This window comes from Enterococcus sp. FDAARGOS_375 (assembly GCF_002393265.1).
Taxonomy (GTDB): domain Bacteria; phylum Bacillota; class Bacilli; order Lactobacillales; family Enterococcaceae; genus Enterococcus_D; species Enterococcus_D innesii.
The window spans coordinates 467,787-487,922 of the sequence record NZ_CP023515.1; the positions used below are offsets into that span (position 1 = coordinate 467,787).

Genomic DNA, 20,136 nt, shown 5'->3' on the forward strand with positions numbered 1-20,136 from the left:
CCTTTAAATTTCCGGATCGCGGTTGCAATCTTTGGAATAAATATAGGTCAATGGTTCGTCACGACCAACACCATAGGCCGCTTGCTGTACATAGGCACTCATGAAAATGTAGTCGCCTTTTTCCACCGGGAACCACTCATTGTCTAAGTTATACATCCCTTTACCTGACAGTAAGTACGCCCCGTGTTCTTGATAGTGGGTCTCAATGTAGCCATGACTTGCCCCTGGTTCAAAGGAAAGGATATGAATATTCATGTCAAAGCCCAACTCTTTCGGTAAGAAATCCCAAAGCAAGACGTCTGCCATCCCTTCGTATTGGATCGGTGTCAACTCTGAAAGATTCCCCACTACTTTGTAGGATTGGTGATTTTCTAACGGTTGGTAACGCTTCTTATACAAGAACACTTCTGTCGCTTCTTCTTGGAGATTTTTCATATACAGTTTTTCTCCAGCAGGCAGATAGATATAGCCTCCGTCCGTCAATGTATGGGTTTCTTTGCCATCACTTACTTCCAGTTTGCCCGAGATGACATACAAGAAACTCTCGATCTCTGGACCGCCGAAGCCCAATTGGTTGGCGCCATCTTTTTTGAATGAAATGATGTAATCGACAAAAGACGCCCCTAATTTTGGTGTGCCGAGTATCGAACATTCACAGTTTTCGAATCCTGGAATGACATTATTCACTAGCCCATCATGCGGCAAGATCGCAAAATTATTTTTTCTAATGACTGCTCGTGATTGCAGCAATCCATCTAAATAGCCCGTGTTATTATTTTTGTATCCCATGTGTGTCCCTGCTTTCTATTCTTTGTATGCTAGCTCGTAAAGGGAAGCTGCTAAAACTTCTACCCCAGCTGTTAAATCTTCGATAGTCGTTGCTTCGGCTGGGTTGTGGCTAATCCCATCAATACTTGGTACAAACAGCATCGCCGTTGGAAAATGTGGTGCAATGATTTGGGAATCATGCCCCGCCCCACTATGCATGACTTTGTAGCGTTTGTCAGTTTGCTTCACCGCGTGTTCCACCGTGGCAACGATCGTATCGTCCATCGGCACAGGGCGTTCATCCATCCATAGATCCATCTCCACTGTCAAGTCATGCTCTTGGGCGATCGTTTGAATGATCTGTTCTGCTTCAGCAGTAAAGGCATCCAATAGCTGCCCATCAGTATGGCGACAATCCATCGTAAACAACACTTCACCAGGAACCACGTTGACCGTATTCGGTTTTGGCTCAACTTTACCGAATGTCACTACTAATGGATCCCCAAGCTCTAAGCCACGGTCGATCACTGCGGCACACATTTTGGCAAAACCATACACAGCATCTTGGCGATACCCCATCGGTGTGGTTCCTGCATGATTGGCTTGTCCTTTTAAGACAAAGGTGTAGCGCTTTTGACCAGCGATACTATTGACGACACCGATCTGCAAATTTTCTTTTTCTAAAACACTGCCTTGTTCGATATGGATTTCCACGAAGGCTTTAATGTCTGATCGAACCGGTTCTTGTGGGTCGCGAAAATCAAAGCCTTGGCGTTGCATCTCTGCCACGAAGCTATTGCCTTCAAAATCTGCGATCGCTTCAACATCGGCTTTTTTGGCCTCTCCGACAAAGTTTTTACTTCCCCAAAAAACGGTTGGAAAACGACTGCCTTCTTCTTCTGCCATTGAGATGACTTCCAAGGAGCGTAAAGGTTGCCCATAGGTCTCTTTTAAATACTTGATCGCTAAAGCAGCAGCAACGACCCCGTATTGACCGTCTAATGTGCCACCGTTGACGACGGTATCGATATGTGACCCTGAAAGAATCGTTTCTTCTGGATACTGGCTGCCTTCCATTCTGCCGAAGAGATTGCCGACTGCATCATAGGACGTCGTTAAGCCAGTTTCTTTTAATTGTTTTTCTACAAATGATTGCGCTTCTTTCCATGAATCGGTATAAAGCAGTCTAGTCATTCCTCCAGTTGGATCACTCCCAATCTGAGATAATGCATCGATCATTGCCGCTACTTCTTTTTTCAACTCCATTGTTCTGCCTCCTTTAATTTATACGGTTATTGTAAGCGTGTTACTGAGGGACATCATTGTTCACTTTCGACAAAACCGTTTCAATTTTTAGTCATAACGCTGTTTTTTAAACCGCTTCCTTCTCCTATACTCTTCCTTATACTATCGAAGAAGAGAAAGGAAAAAAACAATGGTTTATCCTAAAAATGCCTTTGCGCAAACAGAAAAAATCCAATTTGACACCTACGGCACTTTGCCGTTAGAAGTGACGATCCTAAAAGCAGCGCAGCCTCGGATCAGCCTTTTGTATTTTCATGGTGGTGGCTTTCTCTATGGTCAGCGGGAAGACCTTCCGCAGGATTATGTCCACCAATTGTTGGCTGCCGGTGTTAGCCTTTACCTGTTCGATTATCCACTGGCTCCCGAAGTAGCGCTACACGATATCTACCTTCATGCCAAAAAGGCAGTGGAGTGGTTTTTGGCAGAAGGCTGGCACTTTAGCGGCGTTGGTACAAATGAGTACGTTTTGTTCGGTCGCTCCGCCGGCGGTTTTTTAGCGACCTTACTGACCGCACGCACAAAGCACTCGGAGCAAAAGGGCTTGATCCGATTTTACGGTTACCAAGAGTTGTTTTGTAAAGAATTTTTGCAGCCCGCACGCTTTTACACACAATTTCCGAAAGTCCCACCACTCGCCGCTGAAGCCATGATTGAAAGCCAACCAATCACCCACGGCACGTTAGAAAAACGATTCCCTTTGTACCTTTCCGCCCGTCAATACGGCAATTGGCAGCGTTATTTAGGGAATCGGGAACAGCTAGCAGCCTTGGCGATCCCTGCTGCCGCTTATCAAGACTTTCCTCCATGTTTTGTCGTTCATTGCAAAAAAGATCCAGACGTTCCCTTCAGCGCATCCGAAGCTTTCGCAGCACAAGTCTCCCGTGCCAAAACACTTTGGCTCGACTTAGATCAGCATGACTTTGATCGGACGCCAAATGCGATCGCTGATAACTGCTATCAAGAGATGATTGGATGGCTGACTAACCAATTCTGAAACGCTCAGCTCTTAATAGGTGATGGTTTTGAAGCGATCGGTACGCTGTGATCTTGCGTACAGCAAAAAAAATGACCATTAGAGAACCAACTCTAATGATCACTTTTTTTGATTTGATTACTAGTATCTGGGCACAACGATTTCTTCAAAAATCTAACGCTTTGCATCGCAATTTTATTGAATTCCTCAGAATAAAACAGCGCGATGATCTTCTCAAAAGAAAGGATCATCGCGCTGTTAAAATAGCAACTGATTAGCAGATCGTTGTTAAGAGAAACTTGCAGAAGTATCTTTCATTTCTTCGGATTTCGTACCTTTAACAAGATTACATCAACGAACGATAAAGCTCAATGATCTCTTCTAAAGTCGTATCCCGCGGGTTGCCTGGTGTGCAGACATCATTCAAGGCATCTTTGGCGATGGCTGGGATATCTTCTTCTTTGACGCCTAATTCAGAAATGGTCGCTGGAATGCCCACATCTTTGCTTAACTGATCGATGGCTTGGCAAGCAGCATCTCGGACGTCTTCAAGTGACATCGTTTCTGCCCCTTCAATGCCTAAAACGATCGCGATCTCACGATATTTTTCTCCCGTAAAGTCTTTGTTGTATTTCATGATGGTTGGCAACAAGGACGCGCACGCTACTCCGTGAGGAATGTTGTACCAAGCGGACAATGGATGTGCCATGCCATGGACTAAGCCCAAGCCGACGTTTGAAAAGCCCATACCGGCAATGTATTGTCCTAACGCCATCGCTTCTCGTCCTGCTTGATCGCCATTCACGGAATCTCTCAATGAGCGGCCGATGATTTCGATGGCTTTGATGTGCAGCATATCAGTCATTTCCCAAGCGCCTTTGGTGATGAAGCCTTCGATGGCGTGGGTCATGGCATCCATTCCCGTTGCAGCTGCCAAGCTCTTTGGCATCCCCATCATCATATCACTGTCCACAAAGGCTACTAGAGGAATATCGTGAGGATCTACACAAACAAATTTCCGATGATTTTCTTCATCTGTAATCACATAGTTGATCGTTACCTCGGCTGCAGTCCCAGAAGTTGTCGGTACCGCTAAAATCGGCAAGCATGGATTTTTCGTGTCTGCCACGCCTTCCAAACTAATCACATCTGAGAATTCAGGATTCGTAGCAATGATCGCGATCGCTTTTGCCGTGTCGATCGGTGAACCACCGCCAATCGCGATGATGCAATCGGCTTGGGCTTCTTTGACAAACGCTAAGCCGTCTTTGACATTTTGGATCGTTGGGTTGGGCACGATCCCATCATATAACGTATAGTCGATACCTACTTCATCCAATAATTTCGTCACTTTGGTCGCAACTTCAAATTTTACCAAATCTTTGTCGGTGATCACTGCCGCTTTTTTGAACCCTCGTGCCTTGAATTCTGTCGGTACGTTCTCGATCGCTCCTTTTCCAAAATACGATGTTTCATTCAAAATCATTCTATTCGCCATTCTTCCTACCTCCATTTGTTTGTTTATTCACAATATAGTTTAAATAGAAAAGACTGAAAGCCTTTTCTATTCTTCTACCATTGATTATACCTCAAGATAGCCTGCTCGGGGAGTGACTTTGAAAGCGTCAGCCAATTTTTTCAGATTTTCATCCGTAATGGTTTGTAAAATTGGGCCTTGTGCTTTGACATAGGTGTACACTTCCGCAGCTTTCTCTGCCGTTTCAATCAAGCCAAAGACTTCGTCCATATCTTTGCCGGCGCCATAGATCCCATGTTGCGGCCAAAGGACCAAACGGGTTTCTTTCATTTTAGCAGCTGTTGCTTCGCCGATCTCGTTCGTTCCTGGAACCATCCAAGGAATGATGGAAACACCTTCTGGGAAGACCACCAAGCACTCCGTACACATCTGCCACAGAGTCCTCGTGAAACTGCGTTCATCCAACTCATGGGTAAAACTCATGGCTAAAAGATGCGATGCGTGGTTATGCATGATGATTCGGTTTTCTGGATCGACCGACAAGCGAGCGATATGACTCATAAAATGACTTGGCAGTTCACTCGTTGGCACCGCACCATTTTCCAAGCCCCAAAGCAATTCCAATGTTTGCCCATCTTCTTTGACTCGGATCACACCAAGGTTTTCCGCTGGATGTGCCGCTACATTTTTAAAGTATTTTCCTGAACCTGTCACGATAAAGTACTTGCCAGCTAGTGCAGTGGCATCAAAAATCATGGGAATTTCCCGCAAGACGCTTTGCGGATCGATGAAAGGCAAGATCTCTTCTTCTGTTAATAAGTAAGAAATATTGCCGCCGTTGCGCTCATCCCACCCTAAACGGTAAAGATTTGCTGTCGTTTCCATCATTTCTTGTACAAAATTCGCTTGTAAAATATCAATCTTTTTCATCGTTCTCCTACTTTCTGGCTTTTAAGACGGTTTCTTCATAGGCTTTCACTTCTGATAGCCAATCCAGACCTGCTGGTACCCCTTGGCTTTCACAGAAGTAATTCCAAACATCTGCATACGGGTAGTCTTTTAATTCTTCCGTCATGGCTAAACGAGTGGTGAAATCACCTGACAATTCGATTGCTTTTAGTTCTTCGATCGGTTCTAGCATCGCTTTTAGCAACGCTTTTTGAGTATTGCGCGTCCCGATCACCCACGCAGCGACCCGATTGATCGTCGCATCAAAGAAATCTAACCCAATGTTGGTTTTTGGCAATAAGTCATTGCGAACCAATTCACGGCCAATCTCTTGCAATTCATCGTCCATGATCACGACATGATCACTATCCCAGCGTACAGGTCGGCTGACATGCAGCAAAATGCCTTTGCTAAATAGTGCCAATGAAGACAATTTATTGGAGATCACTTCGGTTGGATGGAAATGTCCAGCATCCAAACAAATCAATTTATCGCGCGTCAAGCCATAGCCCATATAAAATTCATGAGAACCGACGGTGTAGGCTTCGGCACCAAGACCAAACAACTTGCTTTCCACGGCATCTACCGTGTATTCCGCTGGCAATTCTTCAGCAAAAATCTCATCTAATGCTGTCATCAAGCGTTCCCGTGGTGTAAAACGATCGATCGGGTTGTCTTTGTAGCCATCTGGCACCCAGAAATTATTGACACAGACTTGCCCAGTTTCTTTCCCCATATAGGCAGCGATTTGACGCGAACGTTTGCCGTGTTCGATCCAGAACTGACGAACTTCTTCATCTGGTGAAGCAAGGGTAAAGCCATCTTTGAACATGGGATGTGAGAAAAAGGTTGGATTGAAGTCTAAACCTAAGCCTTGTTCCTTCGCCCAAGCAACCCATTTTTCAAAATGCTTCGGCTCCAATTCATTTAGATCCACTGCTTCCTCGGTGTCTAAATAGATGGCGTGAAGGTTCAATTTGTGTTTTCCAGGAATCAAAGAGTAGGCTTTTTCTAAATCTTGGCGCAACTCCTCTGGGGTATGGGCAGCACCAGGATAATTCCCCGTTACAGAGATCCCACCAGATAACGCTTCATCACTCAAAAATCCTTGGACATCGTCCCCTTGCCAAACATGCATCGAGATTTTCACATCGGCTAATTTTTTCAAAACCGCATCCGTGTCGACGCCTAATTTGGCATATGCTGTCTTAGCTTCTTCATAACGCTGTTGAATCGTTGTCATTTTTTTCCTACTCCTTCTATAAAACGTTGATAGTTGCTTAAAATCTTGTGATCAAAAGGCTGTGGTTCATGAACACTGCAAGGAAATGAGTGTTTGACCCCGCGGCGTGCTTCAGCCAGCGACGTGAAGATGCCAGCACTCATCATCTGCATTAAAAGATTACCGATCGCCGTTGCTTCACTTGGGCCAGCTTCGATCGTCAGCTGCGCAGCATCAGCCGTCAGTTGATTTAAAAAGCGATTATTGGAACCGCCCCCCACGATATGCAGTTTTTGCAGCTTGTTCGTCGTACCTGTCAGCTGTTCCAGCTTTTGTAATTCACTGGCATAACAAAGCGCTAAGTTATCATACACACAGCGAGCCAGTTCCCCTGCGGTTTCTGGAACTTTCTGCTGGGTTTCTCGACAATACGCTTGCAGTTTAGTAATCATGTTTTCTGGATTCAAAAAGCGAGGATCATTGACATCGACGAACTGTTGAAAAGCAGGCGTTGCTTGCGCCAATTCCGCCAATTCTGCATAGGAATACTGATAGTCTTGCTGCCGAGCCACTTCTTGGATCAGCCACATGCCCATAATATTTTTTAAAAAGCGAATCGTGTTGTGGGCACCCCATTCGTTCGTATAATTTTCATCAAAGGCGGCAAGGGAAACATTGGGTACTTTGGTTTCGATCCCCAGCAATGACCAAGTCCCGCTGCTGATGTAGCCCCAATCTGAACCCTCTCCAGGTGTACCGATGATCGCCGACGCCGTATCATGACTAGCGACAGTGACAAAGGTCGCTTGTGGCAAATCATAGGCTGGAAACTTCTGTGTTTGCAGTGCGCCTAAAACCGTCCCGGCATCAACCAAAGGTGGGAATAGGCCTTCTGTTACGCCGATCTCAGCTAACAATTCTGCATCCCATGTTTGGGTGTTGGCATTTAGAAGCTGCATCGTCGAGGCATTGGTTTTTTCCGTGACCATCTTGCCAGTAAAAATGTAGCCCAAGTAGTCTGGAATCAATAGCAGTTTGTCGGCTTTTTGCAACAGTTGCGCTTCTTCTGTGGCTAATTGAAAAATCGTGTTGAAGGGCTGCAGCTGAATGCCTGTTTTCTCATACAGTTTTTGCAAAGAATAGCGCTGACCAAAAGTTGCGATCGCATCATTGGTGCGACTATCTCGATAAGCGACTGGGTCGCCTAAACGCTCGCCTGCTTGATCGATCAAACAGTAATCCACTGCCCAGGTGTCGATTCCGACGAAGCAGTCATTGATACCTGCTTGTTTCACTTTTTGCAGTCCTACTAAAATCTCTTGGATCAAATAATCGATCGCCCAACGGTCAAAGCCGTCATGGGGACGAAAGCCGTTTTTAAAGCGATGGATCTCTTCTAAAGTGATCTGCTCATTTTCCCAACGGCTCAGCATCAGACGACCGCTTGATGCGCCGATATCGATTGCGATAAATGTGTTCACTGGTCTCCACCTTTCATTATCTTGTTTAAAAATAAATCGATTACAATTCACTGATTCATTCTTGTTGCCTCAATTTTAGCTTGACAATCAACGAGTTTCATCACACAATTTTGATAAAGACTTGCACAATCTTGGTAAAAAGGAGGATCCGATGGACTACTGGGAAAAAGCCAACCACTCATGGTCAACCGATTCACTGCGTTACATCAATACTTCAACCCAAAAGCAGCGTGAACTTTTCTATTACATTCAAGAAATCGGCTATTTCAAAGCCAGCAAACCTTACTTTACAGAACGAGAGAACCTGCCTTCTTATTTGATCAAATATACATTGTCCGGCTGCGGTGAATTGCGCTACAAAGGTAAAAGCTATCAATTAAAAGCAGGTGATGTGTTTTTTATCGACTGTCTAGACTATCAGTACTACCGCACCGTTAGTCAAGAGCCCTGGGAAATGGACTGGATCCATCTATATGGCGCCAATGTCGCAGCATTTTATGATGAATTTCTAAAGAATGGCAGTCCAGTTTTTCACACCAATCCTGCCAGCAGTCGTCAAAATCCGATCCACTTGGTCTTACAAGATTTATTGATGCTACAGCCAGAACCAAATGCGAAAACTGCCTTCCAAAGCTCTGTTTTGATCCATCAGCTGCTCAATGAACTGCTCCTGCAAAAATATCATCTCGACTTTTCGGATAGTGAGATCCCGCTTTATATTTTGCAGATTCGTGACCAGCTAGAAGAAGATTTCCGTCAAGGGATCACCTTGGAATCTTTGGAGGAAAAGTATCATATCAATAAGTATCAAATCGTCAAGGAGTTTTCCAAATACATGGGCTTGCCCCCCATCGAGTACCAGATCAGCAAACGCATCTCTTACTCGAAAGACCTTTTGCGCTATTCTCGGCTATCCATCAAAGAGATCTCATCGGCGATCGGCATTGAAAACACCGCCTATTTCAGCCGTTTATTCAAGAAAAAAGTCGGCATTTCACCTAGTGATTATCGACAGACGGAGAATGGGCGGTAGGGCTGGTTCTTATTATTAAAAAACTACTTACTGCCATGTGTAGAATCTACGACCTCAAAAGTCTAACTTTTTAGGGTCTCTACGTAGGTCAGCCGTTCCTTTTATTGATGAGCATTCCTTATAAATCAACCTTCAGACACCACAAAAGCCGATCCTCTCTAAAGTGGGATCGGCTTTTGTGGTGTCTATTCTCCATTTATCGCCCCAACACCTCCGCCACCGAATATACGCCTGGGGCAAAGGTCTTGCCTGTTAGCTTCTTCGTCATGGCATTAAAGGTATAGTGCTCCTCTAAGACGACAACTTCATCGTATTGCTTTAATAGCGTGCGAAATTCTGCATCAGATAAGAGGAAATTCTCTCGGCCATCGACATTGGGTGAAAACAAGTAATATTTGCCGACATAGCCAACTAAGTAGCTGTCTACTGCTTCTTTGTTAGTACTGACCACCAAATATTTTTTCTGGTTCAGGTCAAAGTGATCGCCAGTAACGGCTGAAACTTGTGCTGGAATCGAAGCAGCATATTCACGATTGGTATAACGCATGCCATTATTTTCTGAGAGGATCAGCAATGTCGCAAAAAACAGCAGAATCAAGGTGCTGTATTGATAGATTTTTTTTGTGGTCAAACTGGCAAAGCTACGGTAGTTTCGCCGATCGATCGCTTGTTCATGATACAAATGATCAATGCCCCGGACCATGAAAAAGGTCATCAAACCTAATGCCAAGATCACAATACTCGAGGCATAACGATCGAACCCTGCCAAAGACAGTGCTTCATCAGTGGGCATCGAGAACAAGAACATGGCGTAAATACCCAAGTAATAGAGACCAATAATACCATCGATCAACAGCAGTTCTTTGAAAAATGGATTGCGTTTTTTCATGATAAATCGGACAAATAGCCAACTACCCAACAAAATAACTTGGATCAAAAGAATCCCTTGCGTGGAGATCGTCGCAACATCCGTGATGGTTTTAACAAAAACATCCGTGATCTGCTGCAGTATTTGAGAATCCTTTTCGCCAAAAATCTGTTTATAAGCGGTCACGCTGACTTCATGCTTTGATTTAGGAAAATTCGCTTTGACATGCAGGTTCCAAAGAATCGCTGGCAGGACAGATAGCCCAATGGCAGCTAATCCTACAATCATCATGCCCAGCCGTTGCCGCCAACGAACCGATGCCTGCCACAAGCAGACTAGTAAATAGCCGCCTAAAATCAGCAGAAAAAAGACGGCACTATTTTTGACCAAATCAAGAGAGGCGCCAATCAAAAGAAAGAAACCGATCGACGGTAGTACTTTGCCTTTTAAAGCGAATAAGCCAGCGATGCCAGCTAAAGTCAACACTGGCAGGATAAAGTCTACTAACAAATTATTCATTCGAATCGCAATATTAAAATAATTGAAAACCGCCATACTGGTGAAGATCAGGGCAAAAGCCAGCTTTCTTTTCGGATCACGAATAATCGCAAAAAAACTATACAGACTACAGAAAATCAAAATCAATTGACCAATCAGCAAGACATTCTCATGATAGCCAACGATGATTGCTGTATAAGTAACAAATAGCGAGCTGCCTAAAGGATAGGAAGTAAAACTAATGATGGCATCGGCTGCCGTTGGCAATTGTCCCTGCGTATAAAGGAATTTAACGATCGTCGCCCAATGGGAGAAGTTGTCATAGTGGGTCAAATGACTGTGAAGCAATGTCAAAACGAACAAAGCAAAATAGCCGTAAAACCACAGCATGATGGGCTCTTGTAAGCCCCACCGCACCTGATGGCACTCCTGCCAAAAACGCCAAACGCATAATAGTAAGCCAAGACCAAATAAAACCCATGCCCCCCAGATCAACCATCCTTTGGGACCATATGCGACAAAGGAAAGAACGAGGATCGGCAAACAGCAAGCAGCGATCCAGCTGATGTGTTTGGGAAAATGGCAAACTCGTACAAAAAGATAGGCATAGCCAGCTAATGATAAACCAAAGAGACTAAATCGCAGCAGGATCTCGATCATCGTCTGCCTCCTTTCTCAGCAAGCTGTCTACCCATTCATGAAAGGCTGCTGTAAAACGCAGCTCGGAAAGATTGCTTACTTGATAAATCACTTGATTTTCTGTTGGTTGAAGCATCGCTTTTTCAGCGTGAAGCACAAGATTACTGATCGGTAAGTTTAGATGGGTCGGCATCTCGACCTCTTCTGTTTTTGCCAACGTGAGCTGGTCAAAACCAAATGTTGTGACCGCATAGGTTCCTTCATCAAAGTGCCATTTTTGATCAATGGTCAGTATGGGCACTCGTTGAGGCGGCAATGGCTTTTGTTTGGCTTGCAGCAGATGCTTACCGAGATTCTCAAAAAGACTATCAAAGAAGGTCATCCATGGGTCCCGAAGAACCGGCAGGCTTTGATTGAAGCCATCATAAATGATCTGCAAATAAGCCAAGTAGTCTTTTTCTGATAATTGGTGTAAAGCAACCCCATAGACCCAGCGGTCCTTGCCTGAAAAAACGCGGACGACGTTTCCCGTCATCTCTGCTTGGTAGCCATTACGGGTGATTTTAAAAGTCAGCTGCGCATCTGGCGGAAAATAAAGAGGAACGTCAGAAACGAAGGACAAGCCGTTTTCTGAGATATTTTCTGTCATCAAAGAATAGCTGGCGTCTTGGTCGGAAACTTCAACAGGATAATGGGCTCTGAACCGTTCCGTCGTTCGGTAAATCGGGCGACCAAGATAAAATAAGACCGCAAAGGTTAAGTTAAAGAAATGGGTCAGCAACCAGAAAGTCAACACGCTGCCATAGAAAATCTCTGAGCCGAATTTGCCGTAATTAAACTTCACTAAGCCGATAATCGTCAAAATCAACAGCAACAAATGCGGCACCACAAACAACAAGTCTTTTTTAGACTGAGTTGCTGCTTTATTGGTCACTTTGAAACGGGTCTCTTTGATGCCGATGGCTTGTAAAAAGACAGGAATCACTAGGTAAGGTGCAAAAATCGTTTCCTGGATCTCGCCCCAGCGCTGCGTTCGAATATCGCTACTCAAATCCTGCATCGCCAAATGCAAGAACGTATAGCTTGGCAGCCAAAACAGCAGCAAGACCCAAAAGTTGGTCTCTACGACCCTTACATTAAAGACGGTGTACAAAATCGGCGCGAAAATAAACAGCAACCGCCGTAAAAACGACCACCAATACAAATAGCTGTTTAAGAAAACCATTTTTTGCGCCAAAGACAACGTCTTGTTTTTGAAAAGATGGAGATTGTGGACACTTTGGACCACTCCTCTTCCCCAGCGAATCCGCTGCTTTAAGGCACTTGGGATATCAATGGGAGACAGACCGCTGGCCATTGGCTGCAGTGTTGATAAACTGCGATAACCTTTGCAATTGATCAAGGCGCCTAATTCAAAATCTTCCGTGATCGTGTCCGTCGGAAATCCGCCAGCGGCTTCGATCGCTTCTCGTGCGATCACCGTATTGGAACCTGTATAAATAGCTGTATCATGGGCGTTGTTCAAAACATTGACTTCTCTGGAAAAGAAGTCCTGCTCGTTAGGGATTGCCGCTTCTGAAAAAAGATTGTACTGAAAAAGATCCGCATTATAAAAGCTTTGCGGTGTTTGGACAAAGCCCAACGGTTTGATGGTCTGGTCTTTACGGCGTTCCTGCTGATTTGCCACAAAATATGGCACTGTTTCCAGCAAAAAATCTGAGTAAGGGATCATATCTGCATCAAAGGTCGCCACTAGCGGCGAATTGGTTTTTGATAATGCATGATTGAGATTGCCTGACTTGGCATGCTGATTGCCTGTCAACCCGATATAGCCGATGCCAAATTTATCTGCCAGTGCTTTGACCTCTGGACGGTTGGTGTCATCTGACAAGTAGATGTGAACTTTTTTGGGATCGGGGTATTTCATATGAACTGCCGCATTGACCGTTTTTAATAAAAGCGGCACTTCTTCATTATGGGTCGCAATCAACACATCGATCGCTGGATAGTCGGCTTCTGGCACGATCGGTTTTTCAAAAGGCTTTGCTTTGTTTTTGTTCCAAATCAACAGCAAGCCCGTAAAGTTCGATACGATCTCACTGCCCCAAAGCAGCAAACCAAACAGCAGGGCAAACCAAGACTCGTGCCATGGCAATGTATACAGCCCCCGCCATGATAAATAGATCAGCGAAAAGACAAACGCCAGAAAGTAAACGACTTTTTTCGCCCAAGGCAAACGTTTTTGTTCCACCTCAATCACTCCTTAAAGATGACATTTTTTTGCACATGGTAACTAAAGAAAAAGAGCAGGCAATCGACGCCTATTTTTAACAACACAGAATCCCCGATTGGCAGGATCAAATAGATCAAGTAGACGAGGAAAGAGGACAGCAAAATCTGTACGATCACCAATAAAAAATATTGCAACATACTGTTCTTTGTCCGTTGACCAAAAACAAGCTCACGATTGATGTAATAATTGACGATCGCCGAAATCAATCGGGCCCCCAGCGAAGCGATCACGATGGAGGACAGATCGATGACAGACAAGAAATGGATCAATAACGCATAGGCGATCACATCGACAAAAAAGGAGACCACAGATGAAAACAAATACTTCAAAAAGACGCTATAGATAGCGACAGAATCTGCCAAGCCCCGAAAATGGGAAGACGCATTTTCTTCAATATAGATGGTGGCGATCGGTTGCGAGAGAATCGGCCACCCCCGCTTCTGGGCTTCGATCAGCATCCGCGTTTCATATTCAAAGCGCTCACCTGAGATCGCCAACAAATCTGTCATGAATTTCCGAGGGAAAACCCTTAAACCCGTCTGCGAATCCTCGATGGCAAGACCAGTCGCTAAACGTAAGATATTTCGGGTCAAAATGTTGCCGAACTTACTCCGCAAGGGGACTTCTTTGCCAAAGGATCGGGTCCCTAAAATAATGCTGTCCGGATGGGCTTGTGCCTTGGTTAAGCAAGCCATCATATCGGTATACTCATGTTGCCCATCCGAATCAATGGTCACCATAAATTCAACTGCCGGTTGATTTGTCAGCACTTCGGTGAGGGCGGTTTTGATAGCTGCGCCTTTTCCAAGATTCTTTGGATGGGTCAAAACCTGACAGCCAAACTGCTGTTCCAACGCCGAAAAGACAGACTGATAAGCTGATCCACTGCCATCATCCACGACCAAAATCGGCAGGTGCTGGTTATGCAAACGAATTTTCTCCACCAGAGCCAGCAGTTTGTGGTCAGGTTCTAGCGAAGGAATCATGATTAAACTATTTTCCATATGCGTTCCTCATTTAAGGTAGTATTTTTGAAAACAAAAAAAGAAAAGAAGCCAACTCCATCAGTAAAGACAGAGTTGGTCGCGACCGCTGCGCTTGGCGCGATACAATGCTTGATCGGCACGTTCTTGTGTTTGCATCAGCAGCTCGCCCCTTTGCCGTTGTGCGATCCCAATCGACAACGTGATGCTGACCGAATCGCCGGCATCCAAGATGATTTCTTGGTAACGGATGCGCTTTTGGATTTTTTCGAGGAGATAAGCAGCAGCCTGTGCGTCTCCTTGGATCAAGATCGCAAACTCTTCCCCACCGATGCGATAGACCGGATTGCTAGCCGTACAGTAGTTCAAAAAAATACGAGCGATTTCTTGCAAAATCACATCCCCGGCACGGTGTCCGTAACGGTCATTGTAATTTTTGAAATGATCGATATCGATCAAAGCGATCGATAAGTCCACCTCGGTCGTATCTAGGCGTTGGCGGTCCTCTTGAAACTTACGAAAGTTGTTCAACTGCGTCAAATCATCGATTTTGACTAAAGCCAAAATGCGCTGCATATCATTTAATATTGAGTAAAGGAAAAACGCCAACGTATAAGCAAGAATGCCATAAACTATATAAATTAAGGTCGTTTTTTGAATATCACCAGTCAAATAGCAGCCAAATAGAAAGGAGATAACAATCAAGTAGGTGATCGATAAAATCAACTCTTGTTTGTCACTAAGCCGCCGCTTGGCCCAAGCATGGAGAAACGTCAGGGTCACCATCAAAAAGAAACTGAGATATAAGTTCAACCAGGAAGATTTTGATACTTCAAACAAAAAACGGCCTAACGCTAGATTGAACATCGTTGGTACGGTCACCTTCCAGCCCAGATACTTCATAGAAAAAGCGTACAGCAAAAAGCGCAGGTCAAATCTTGTTTCATATACGACATAAGAGAAGTTCATTAGCAACATCCCTACCACGGTTTCACAAACAATCGCCGCTGCGATCTGCTTTGCTTTGAAAGTCCCTTGCCCTACGAAGCCATCACTGACTTTGAACAACAAGTAAATATTGATGATGATTGCACCTAAATTTGCGAGTGTATTGACAACCAGCGTATTTGCCATTTCCTGCGCTTCCTTTCTAAAAAAAAGAACCCTTACTTGCTGATTCGACAGAACATTTCCAAAGATGTTTCATGGAAAAGCGGACGGAGCATCAAGTAAGGATCACTATTTATCATTGACAGTTTCTATCACTCTTGATTTAAAATAATTTACCAGAAATTATACATATTTTCAATCTTTTTGTTGATATAAGAAGATTCTCAAAATAAATAAAATGATCAAAATGTATATTTTATAAATAAATAACATTAATTCTTTATTATTACTAACTTTTTGTGCATAAACATTTAATTCTTTGTGAATTTGTGTAAATTATTTTTCCATTATTTTTTAAGTCTCAGGCAAGGTGCACACCCGGTTTCGACCACTTTGTTTTGCGAGATAGAGGGCTTGATCGGCTCTTTCAACAGCTGCCAAGATATCGCCATGACAAACTGTACTCGCTTCAACGCCGCAAGACAAAGACATCGTCCCTTTTTCAAAATTGGCCACAGGAAACATACTGCTGGAAATGGTTTGACACAGTGTCGTCATCGCAGCTACGGTCTTTTCTTTGACATCCCCTTCGATCACGAGACAGAACTCTTCTCCGCCATAACGATAAAAGGAAAAGGTCTCGGCAAAATGCGCCTCTAAAAAAGTAGTCGTCCGTGAGGCAAAGGTTCTTAACAACTCATTTCCGGCGATATGACCATAACGGTCGTTGACCTTTTTGAAGTGATCGAGATCAATCATGGCGATCGTCACAGTCTTTTTCTGTGAAACGGCTTGAAGCAGATCGTGGTTATAGGTCCCATAGTTGAAGCAGCCGGTCAACGCATCGATCTTACTATTCGCCAACTCTGCCAGTACTTGGTACTCTTCGCCTTCAATCAACCGATGAAGCCACATAAAGCCGCCCAACAGCACAAAAGAACCAACAAATACTGCCAGCATCGCTTCCCAGTCATAGGTCGTCGTATGATGGACCAGCATCGAAAAACGCGGTGAGAGCAGACAGGTCAAAAAATACATCAAATAAAATTGCTGTTGCGGATGGATCCGCTTGACTTTTGATAAAAGAAAATCAAGGACAAAGAGCCCAACTCCGAATAATGGAAGATAAAAAGCTTTACCCACATCAGAAAAACCGACAAACCACAAATAAAAGACGACCATACACGGCGTTATCAAAATCAAGATCTTACCACGATCACCATATAAAAAATGACTCGCTATAAAAGCGGTTGTGTATTGATAACAGATAAACCCAACTGAATTCATTGAAAAAGAAAGAATAAAATACAAATGCGTAAACGTCAGAATACCAATAATAAAATACTTAAATGGACGAGAAACCGATATTTTTTGCACACTTCGTACAAAAACATCTGCGGTCACCAGTAAACTGGCAATCATCAGCGGCAAACCAAACGCCAAAAGCACGCCTCGTTCTAACATTCCATCACAATCGCTCTCCTTTAGACCATAAATACCCTTGTTGCAAATGCACCCCCATCTCAAGCAACTGTACCATTTTTTCGCGGTTCTCGATGCCTTCAACGATCAGCTCAAGCTGATATTTTTGGGCAACCTTCAACCAACAAGCCAAAAAGCTGAAGCCAATCTCCTCATCAAGCTGAATAAACGGTAACAACGAAAATTTCAAACAATCAACGCTGGCAAGATTGGCAAAGACCAACGAGAGGGTATTTTGTCCGCAACCGATATCATCGACCGCAATCACATAACCATAAGCTTTAATTTTTGCAATGGCTACAGACAAATCAAATGACTCCTGCTGTATGCGTACGGGATGCTCCGTCAATTCAATCTGCAACTGCTCCTTATGAACAGCCATCGTTTCAAAAAAGGACCACGTTGACTGCCACAGCAGCTGTTGTGGATGAATATTGACACTAAAGCGGGTTTCCGGCTTTTTTTGACACAAACGCCGCAATTCCTTAGCATACCATTCCATCAATTGCTGATTGCCGCTTTCAGTTTGAATCATTGTACTGAATTCTTGCTGAGGGAAGCGGTTATTCTTCTCGCTACGCAGTAAGACTTCATAGCCATTCAGCTCTTGCTGACTTAGCGATTCTACCTGCATGATTGGTTGACACAACAGATAAAGGCGATCTATGTTTTCCCAAGTTGTTTCATTCCCCATCTTCGTTAAGCCCCCATCTAGTAAAGTTATCATATCCGAGAATCGGTAATATTCCTGTCATCGTTCGTTTCTCATGCAAAAAAATGGTTCTCGTAAAGGAACTGATTTGCCTAAGTATACCAAACAGAACAAAAAATGCCCAAATATTTTAAATTCTCTGAAAGAGACTTCCGTGAAAGAATGGACGGCAACCCCATGCCTGTTTAATAGAAATGCCCCAAAGTAACCACTTTTTGCTTTTTCGTAGAAACTTGCACGTTGAAAGTTGCTTCTTTCTCATCAGCTTCCTATTTCCCTAAGTACTTATAAAAAAAACGATTCTTTTTAAATAACAAAAAAAAACAGCAAGTCTGCTTGCTGCTTTTTCTACGTATTTCTTTGACTGGGGTAGCTGGATTCGAACCAACGCATGACGGAGTCAAAGTCCGTTGCCTTACCGCTTGGCTATACCCCAATAATGGTGGAGGAGAGTGGATTCGAACCACTGAACCCTAAGGAACGGATTTACAGTCCGTCGCGTTTAGCCACTTCGCTACTCCTCCAAAAGGTTTTTCTCAAACCTGACAATAGTTATAATACCGAAAAAGATAACAAATTGCAAGAGCAAAAAGTAATTTTTCTAGAAATTATTCATGTAAATTCCATTGGCGAATAATCATCTCGATGGCAGCTTCTAAGCTTCTGCTCGAACCTAGATCCTCATCCCCTAAAAAGCTTTGAAATTCTTTTGGTCCAGTTGTTAAAATCTCACCGATGCGTTTTTTACCGATAAATAATTCATTGACGGTATAGTCTTTGCCATGAATGGCTTTTGTTGTTTCTTCAATACGGACTTCGATATCTTTATTTTTCTTAGACATGGTTGCACCTCTTTCTTTACAGCACCTTCCTATTTTAACAGAAAAGCAGCAAAAGAAAAAGAAAATCTCTTCTGGAAGTAAATATCCACCCGTGAAACGGGTGGCTTTTTAACAGCCCTAGAAGGGCTCACCACTCGCTAGCCCCTTAAAAGGGGCTTTTTAAATGACCACCAACCGCTCACAGCCCTATCTCTCTTTCACTATTTAAATGGATCTACATACTCTTGTTTACTTATACTATCTCTTATTCGATCATCTGCTTCTTGTTCTCGAATATATTTTTCAATTGTTTTTTGATTTAACCCAACCGTACTCACGTAGTATCCTTTGGACCAAAAGCCTTTATTCCCATACTTATATTTCAAATTCGCATGTTTTTCATGGATTAAGGGTGCACTTCGTCCTTTTAAGTAGCCCATAAAACTAGAAATACTAATCTTTGGTGGTATTCTTACTAACATATGAATATGGTCAGGCATGGCATGAGCTTCAATGATTTCAACATCTTTCATCTCACACAATTTTCTTAATATCTGACCAATACTTACTCTTAACTTTCCATAAATCACTTTTCGTCGATACTTCGGGGTGAAGACTATGTGATACTTAAAATTCCATCTGGTATGTGCTAAACTTTTATCGTCGTTAGACATAAAAAAACTCCTTTCGATCTGATATGCGGTTGGTAGCCACTATTAGTATATCGAAAGGAGTTTTTTATCGCTAAAGCTATTTCGTCCACGCGTAGAAACGCGCGGTTTTTTTGTTTCGTACGCTACGCGAACGAAACTGACTAAAGTCAATAAATAAAAAAAGTAGCCAATCTTTACGATCAGCTACATTTCCTTAGATCACTTCTGGTTCGTCAAGACAGCACTCGTCACGGTATATCCTGCATCGCTTAAAATTTTCTCGATTGCTGCGACTTGCCGTGATTCTACTTGGATCTCAACAACTGTTTTTAGTGCCATCCGATTTACCACAATCGTCAAAATACTCATTTGATGATCGGCAAGGAGTTTCGTCACGTCTGCTAAAACCCCCACATGGTCATCCGTGATCTCGATCGATACTCGGGTCCCGCCATCGTGGTAGCCAGTGATTTTCAAAAAGGCATCAAAAATATCATTGTTGGTAATGATTCCCACTAGGGCATCATCATCCATGACTGGTAAAACCCCCACGTTCTCACTACGCATGACGGAAATGGCGTCCTCTAATAGTGCATCTGGTTCAATCGTGGTCACTTTTTTCAACATGATATCAGCGACCGTCGTTTTATTTAAGAGATAGTTCATTTCATAAACGCTTAAGCTTGTCGCTTTTGAGGGAGTTGCTTCAGCGATCGTTCCTTCTGTGATCAACCCTACTAATTTACCATCGTCAACGACGGGCAGACGATGGATATCATGCTGCTTCATTAAATCTACTGCATCAAAGATCGGTGTCTGCGAATCGACGGTGACGACCGTCTTCGTCATAAAATCACTTACGCTCATTGT

The 20,136-nt window shown here is 43.6% G+C and carries 17 protein-coding genes and 2 tRNA genes; 2 read left to right on the forward strand and 17 right to left on the reverse strand.

The features are described from left to right. Positions 1–3: 3 nt before the first annotated feature. Together allE and allC are read right to left on the reverse strand one after the other, a co-directional pair. The gene (gene allE / locus CO692_RS03170) at positions 4–789 is read right to left on the reverse strand and encodes a (S)-ureidoglycine aminohydrolase (RefSeq protein WP_081117457.1); all 786 of its coding nucleotides are present in this window, start codon (positions 787–789) and stop codon (positions 4–6) included. A gap of 15 nt (positions 790–804) precedes the next feature. Next, positions 805–2,034, reverse strand: a complete 1,230-nt coding sequence (gene allC / locus CO692_RS03175; RefSeq protein WP_096741531.1) for an allantoate deiminase — start codon at positions 2,032–2,034, stop codon at positions 805–807. A 169-nt stretch (positions 2,035–2,203) separates the two neighbouring features. Between allC and CO692_RS03180 the strand changes: the two genes are divergently transcribed. Then, positions 2,204–3,067, forward strand: coding sequence for an alpha/beta hydrolase (locus tag CO692_RS03180; RefSeq protein ID WP_096741532.1), 864 nt, complete (start codon positions 2,204–2,206; stop codon positions 3,065–3,067). Between the two features lie 325 nt (positions 3,068–3,392). Here the strand turns inward: CO692_RS03180 and fucO are convergent, their stop codons facing one another. The 4 genes from fucO to rhaB all read right to left on the reverse strand — a co-directional run bounded on the left by fucO (position 3,393) and on the right by rhaB (position 8,126). Continuing rightward, positions 3,393–4,544 (reverse strand): lactaldehyde reductase, encoded by a 1,152-nt coding sequence (fucO, locus tag CO692_RS03185; RefSeq protein ID WP_096741533.1) that lies wholly within the window; start codon positions 4,542–4,544, stop codon positions 3,393–3,395. Positions 4,545–4,628: 84 nt separating this feature from the next. Further along, positions 4,629–5,453, reverse strand: coding sequence for a rhamnulose-1-phosphate aldolase (rhaD, locus tag CO692_RS03190; RefSeq protein WP_005234418.1), 825 nt, complete (start codon positions 5,451–5,453; stop codon positions 4,629–4,631). Between the two features lie 7 nt (positions 5,454–5,460). Further along, positions 5,461–6,714 (reverse strand): L-rhamnose isomerase, encoded by a 1,254-nt coding sequence (rhaA, locus tag CO692_RS03195; RefSeq protein WP_016612607.1) that lies wholly within the window; start codon positions 6,712–6,714, stop codon positions 5,461–5,463. Then, positions 6,711–8,126, reverse strand: a complete 1,416-nt coding sequence (gene rhaB, locus CO692_RS03200) for a rhamnulokinase (RefSeq protein WP_396000727.1) — start codon at positions 8,124–8,126, stop codon at positions 6,711–6,713. The genes rhaA and rhaB overlap by 4 nt, the downstream gene beginning before the upstream one ends. A 199-nt stretch (positions 8,127–8,325) precedes the next feature. On the opposite strand from rhaB, the gene CO692_RS03205 reads away from it, so the two are divergent. Further along, a complete protein-coding gene (locus tag CO692_RS03205) occupies positions 8,326–9,207 on the forward strand; it encodes an AraC family transcriptional regulator (protein WP_096741535.1) in 882 nt (293 codons plus the stop codon). Positions 9,208–9,403: 196 nt separating this feature from the next. Here the strand turns inward: CO692_RS03205 and CO692_RS03210 are convergent, their stop codons facing one another. The 11 genes from CO692_RS03210 to CO692_RS03265 all read right to left on the reverse strand — a co-directional run bounded on the left by CO692_RS03210 (position 9,404) and on the right by CO692_RS03265 (position 20,133). Next, positions 9,404–11,233: a lantibiotic ABC transporter permease gene (locus CO692_RS03210; protein ID WP_096741536.1), complete on the reverse strand. Its 1,830-nt coding sequence runs from the start codon at positions 11,231–11,233 to the stop codon at positions 9,404–9,406. After that, positions 11,208–13,472 carry a glycosyltransferase family 2 protein gene (locus CO692_RS03215; protein ID WP_096741537.1) on the reverse strand — a complete coding sequence of 755 codons (2,265 nt, stop codon included), beginning with the start codon at positions 13,470–13,472 and terminating at the stop codon, positions 11,208–11,210. The genes CO692_RS03210 and CO692_RS03215 overlap by 26 nt, the downstream gene beginning before the upstream one ends. Continuing rightward, positions 13,469–14,509, reverse strand: coding sequence for a bifunctional glycosyltransferase family 2/GtrA family protein (locus tag CO692_RS03220; RefSeq protein WP_096741538.1), 1,041 nt, complete (start codon positions 14,507–14,509; stop codon positions 13,469–13,471). Before CO692_RS03220 ends, CO692_RS03215 begins: the two co-directional genes overlap by 4 nt. Before the next feature lie 60 nt (positions 14,510–14,569). Further along, positions 14,570–15,622, reverse strand: a complete 1,053-nt coding sequence (locus tag CO692_RS03225; RefSeq protein ID WP_096741539.1) for a GGDEF domain-containing protein — start codon at positions 15,620–15,622, stop codon at positions 14,570–14,572. A 330-nt stretch (positions 15,623–15,952) separates the two neighbouring features. Beyond that, a complete protein-coding gene (locus CO692_RS03230; RefSeq protein WP_096741540.1) occupies positions 15,953–17,062 on the reverse strand; it encodes a GGDEF domain-containing protein in 1,110 nt (369 codons plus the stop codon). A 4-nt stretch (positions 17,063–17,066) separates the two neighbouring features. Then, positions 17,067–17,774 (reverse strand): EAL domain-containing protein, encoded by a 708-nt coding sequence (locus tag CO692_RS03235; protein ID WP_096741541.1) that lies wholly within the window; start codon positions 17,772–17,774, stop codon positions 17,067–17,069. A 382-nt stretch (positions 17,775–18,156) separates the two neighbouring features. Further along, positions 18,157–18,228, reverse strand: a tRNA-Gln gene (locus CO692_RS03245). Between the two features lie 4 nt (positions 18,229–18,232). After that, positions 18,233–18,316 (reverse strand) — tRNA-Tyr (locus CO692_RS03250). A gap of 84 nt (positions 18,317–18,400) precedes the next feature. Next, a complete protein-coding gene (locus CO692_RS03255) occupies positions 18,401–18,634 on the reverse strand; it encodes a DUF2969 domain-containing protein (protein ID WP_005228752.1) in 234 nt (77 codons plus the stop codon). A gap of 200 nt (positions 18,635–18,834) precedes the next feature. Further along, positions 18,835–19,287, reverse strand: coding sequence for an IS200/IS605 family transposase (tnpA, locus tag CO692_RS03260; protein WP_096741460.1), 453 nt, complete (start codon positions 19,285–19,287; stop codon positions 18,835–18,837). A 198-nt stretch (positions 19,288–19,485) separates the two neighbouring features. Next, a complete protein-coding gene (locus tag CO692_RS03265; protein ID WP_077452887.1) occupies positions 19,486–20,133 on the reverse strand; it encodes a CBS and ACT domain-containing protein in 648 nt (215 codons plus the stop codon). Positions 20,134–20,136: the final 3 nt, after the last annotated feature.

Coding starts and splice junctions, on each gene's coding strand:
- CO692_RS03180 (WP_096741532.1), top strand. CDS start 2,204: ATGGTTTATCCTAAAAATGCCTTTGCGCAAACAGAAAAAATCCAATTT.
- CO692_RS03230 (WP_096741540.1), bottom strand. CDS start 17,062: ATGTTAGAACGAGGCGTGCTTTTGGCGTTTGGTTTGCCGCTGATGATT.
- CO692_RS03220 (WP_096741538.1), bottom strand. CDS start 14,509: ATGGAAAATAGTTTAATCATGATTCCTTCGCTAGAACCTGACCACAAA.
- CO692_RS03205 (WP_096741535.1), top strand. CDS start 8,326: ATGGACTACTGGGAAAAAGCCAACCACTCATGGTCAACCGATTCACTG.
- CO692_RS03225 (WP_096741539.1), bottom strand. CDS start 15,622: ATGGCAAATACGCTGGTTGTCAATACACTCGCAAATTTAGGTGCAATC.
- tnpA (WP_096741460.1), bottom strand. CDS start 19,287: ATGTCTAACGACGATAAAAGTTTAGCACATACCAGATGGAATTTTAAG.
- CO692_RS03265 (WP_077452887.1), bottom strand. CDS start 20,133: ATGAGCGTAAGTGATTTTATGACGAAGACGGTCGTCACCGTCGATTCG.
- allE (WP_081117457.1), bottom strand. CDS start 789: ATGGGATACAAAAATAATAACACGGGCTATTTAGATGGATTGCTGCAA.
- rhaA (WP_016612607.1), bottom strand. CDS start 6,714: ATGACAACGATTCAACAGCGTTATGAAGAAGCTAAGACAGCATATGCC.
- allC (WP_096741531.1), bottom strand. CDS start 2,034: ATGGAGTTGAAAAAAGAAGTAGCGGCAATGATCGATGCATTATCTCAG.
- CO692_RS03255 (WP_005228752.1), bottom strand. CDS start 18,634: ATGTCTAAGAAAAATAAAGATATCGAAGTCCGTATTGAAGAAACAACA.
- rhaB (WP_396000727.1), bottom strand. CDS start 8,126: ATGCTGAGCCGTTGGGAAAATGAGCAGATCACTTTAGAAGAGATCCAT.
- CO692_RS03210 (WP_096741536.1), bottom strand. CDS start 11,233: ATGATCGAGATCCTGCTGCGATTTAGTCTCTTTGGTTTATCATTAGCT.
- CO692_RS03235 (WP_096741541.1), bottom strand. CDS start 17,774: ATGGGGAATGAAACAACTTGGGAAAACATAGATCGCCTTTATCTGTTG.
- rhaD (WP_005234418.1), bottom strand. CDS start 5,453: ATGAAAAAGATTGATATTTTACAAGCGAATTTTGTACAAGAAATGATG.
- fucO (WP_096741533.1), bottom strand. CDS start 4,544: ATGGCGAATAGAATGATTTTGAATGAAACATCGTATTTTGGAAAAGGA.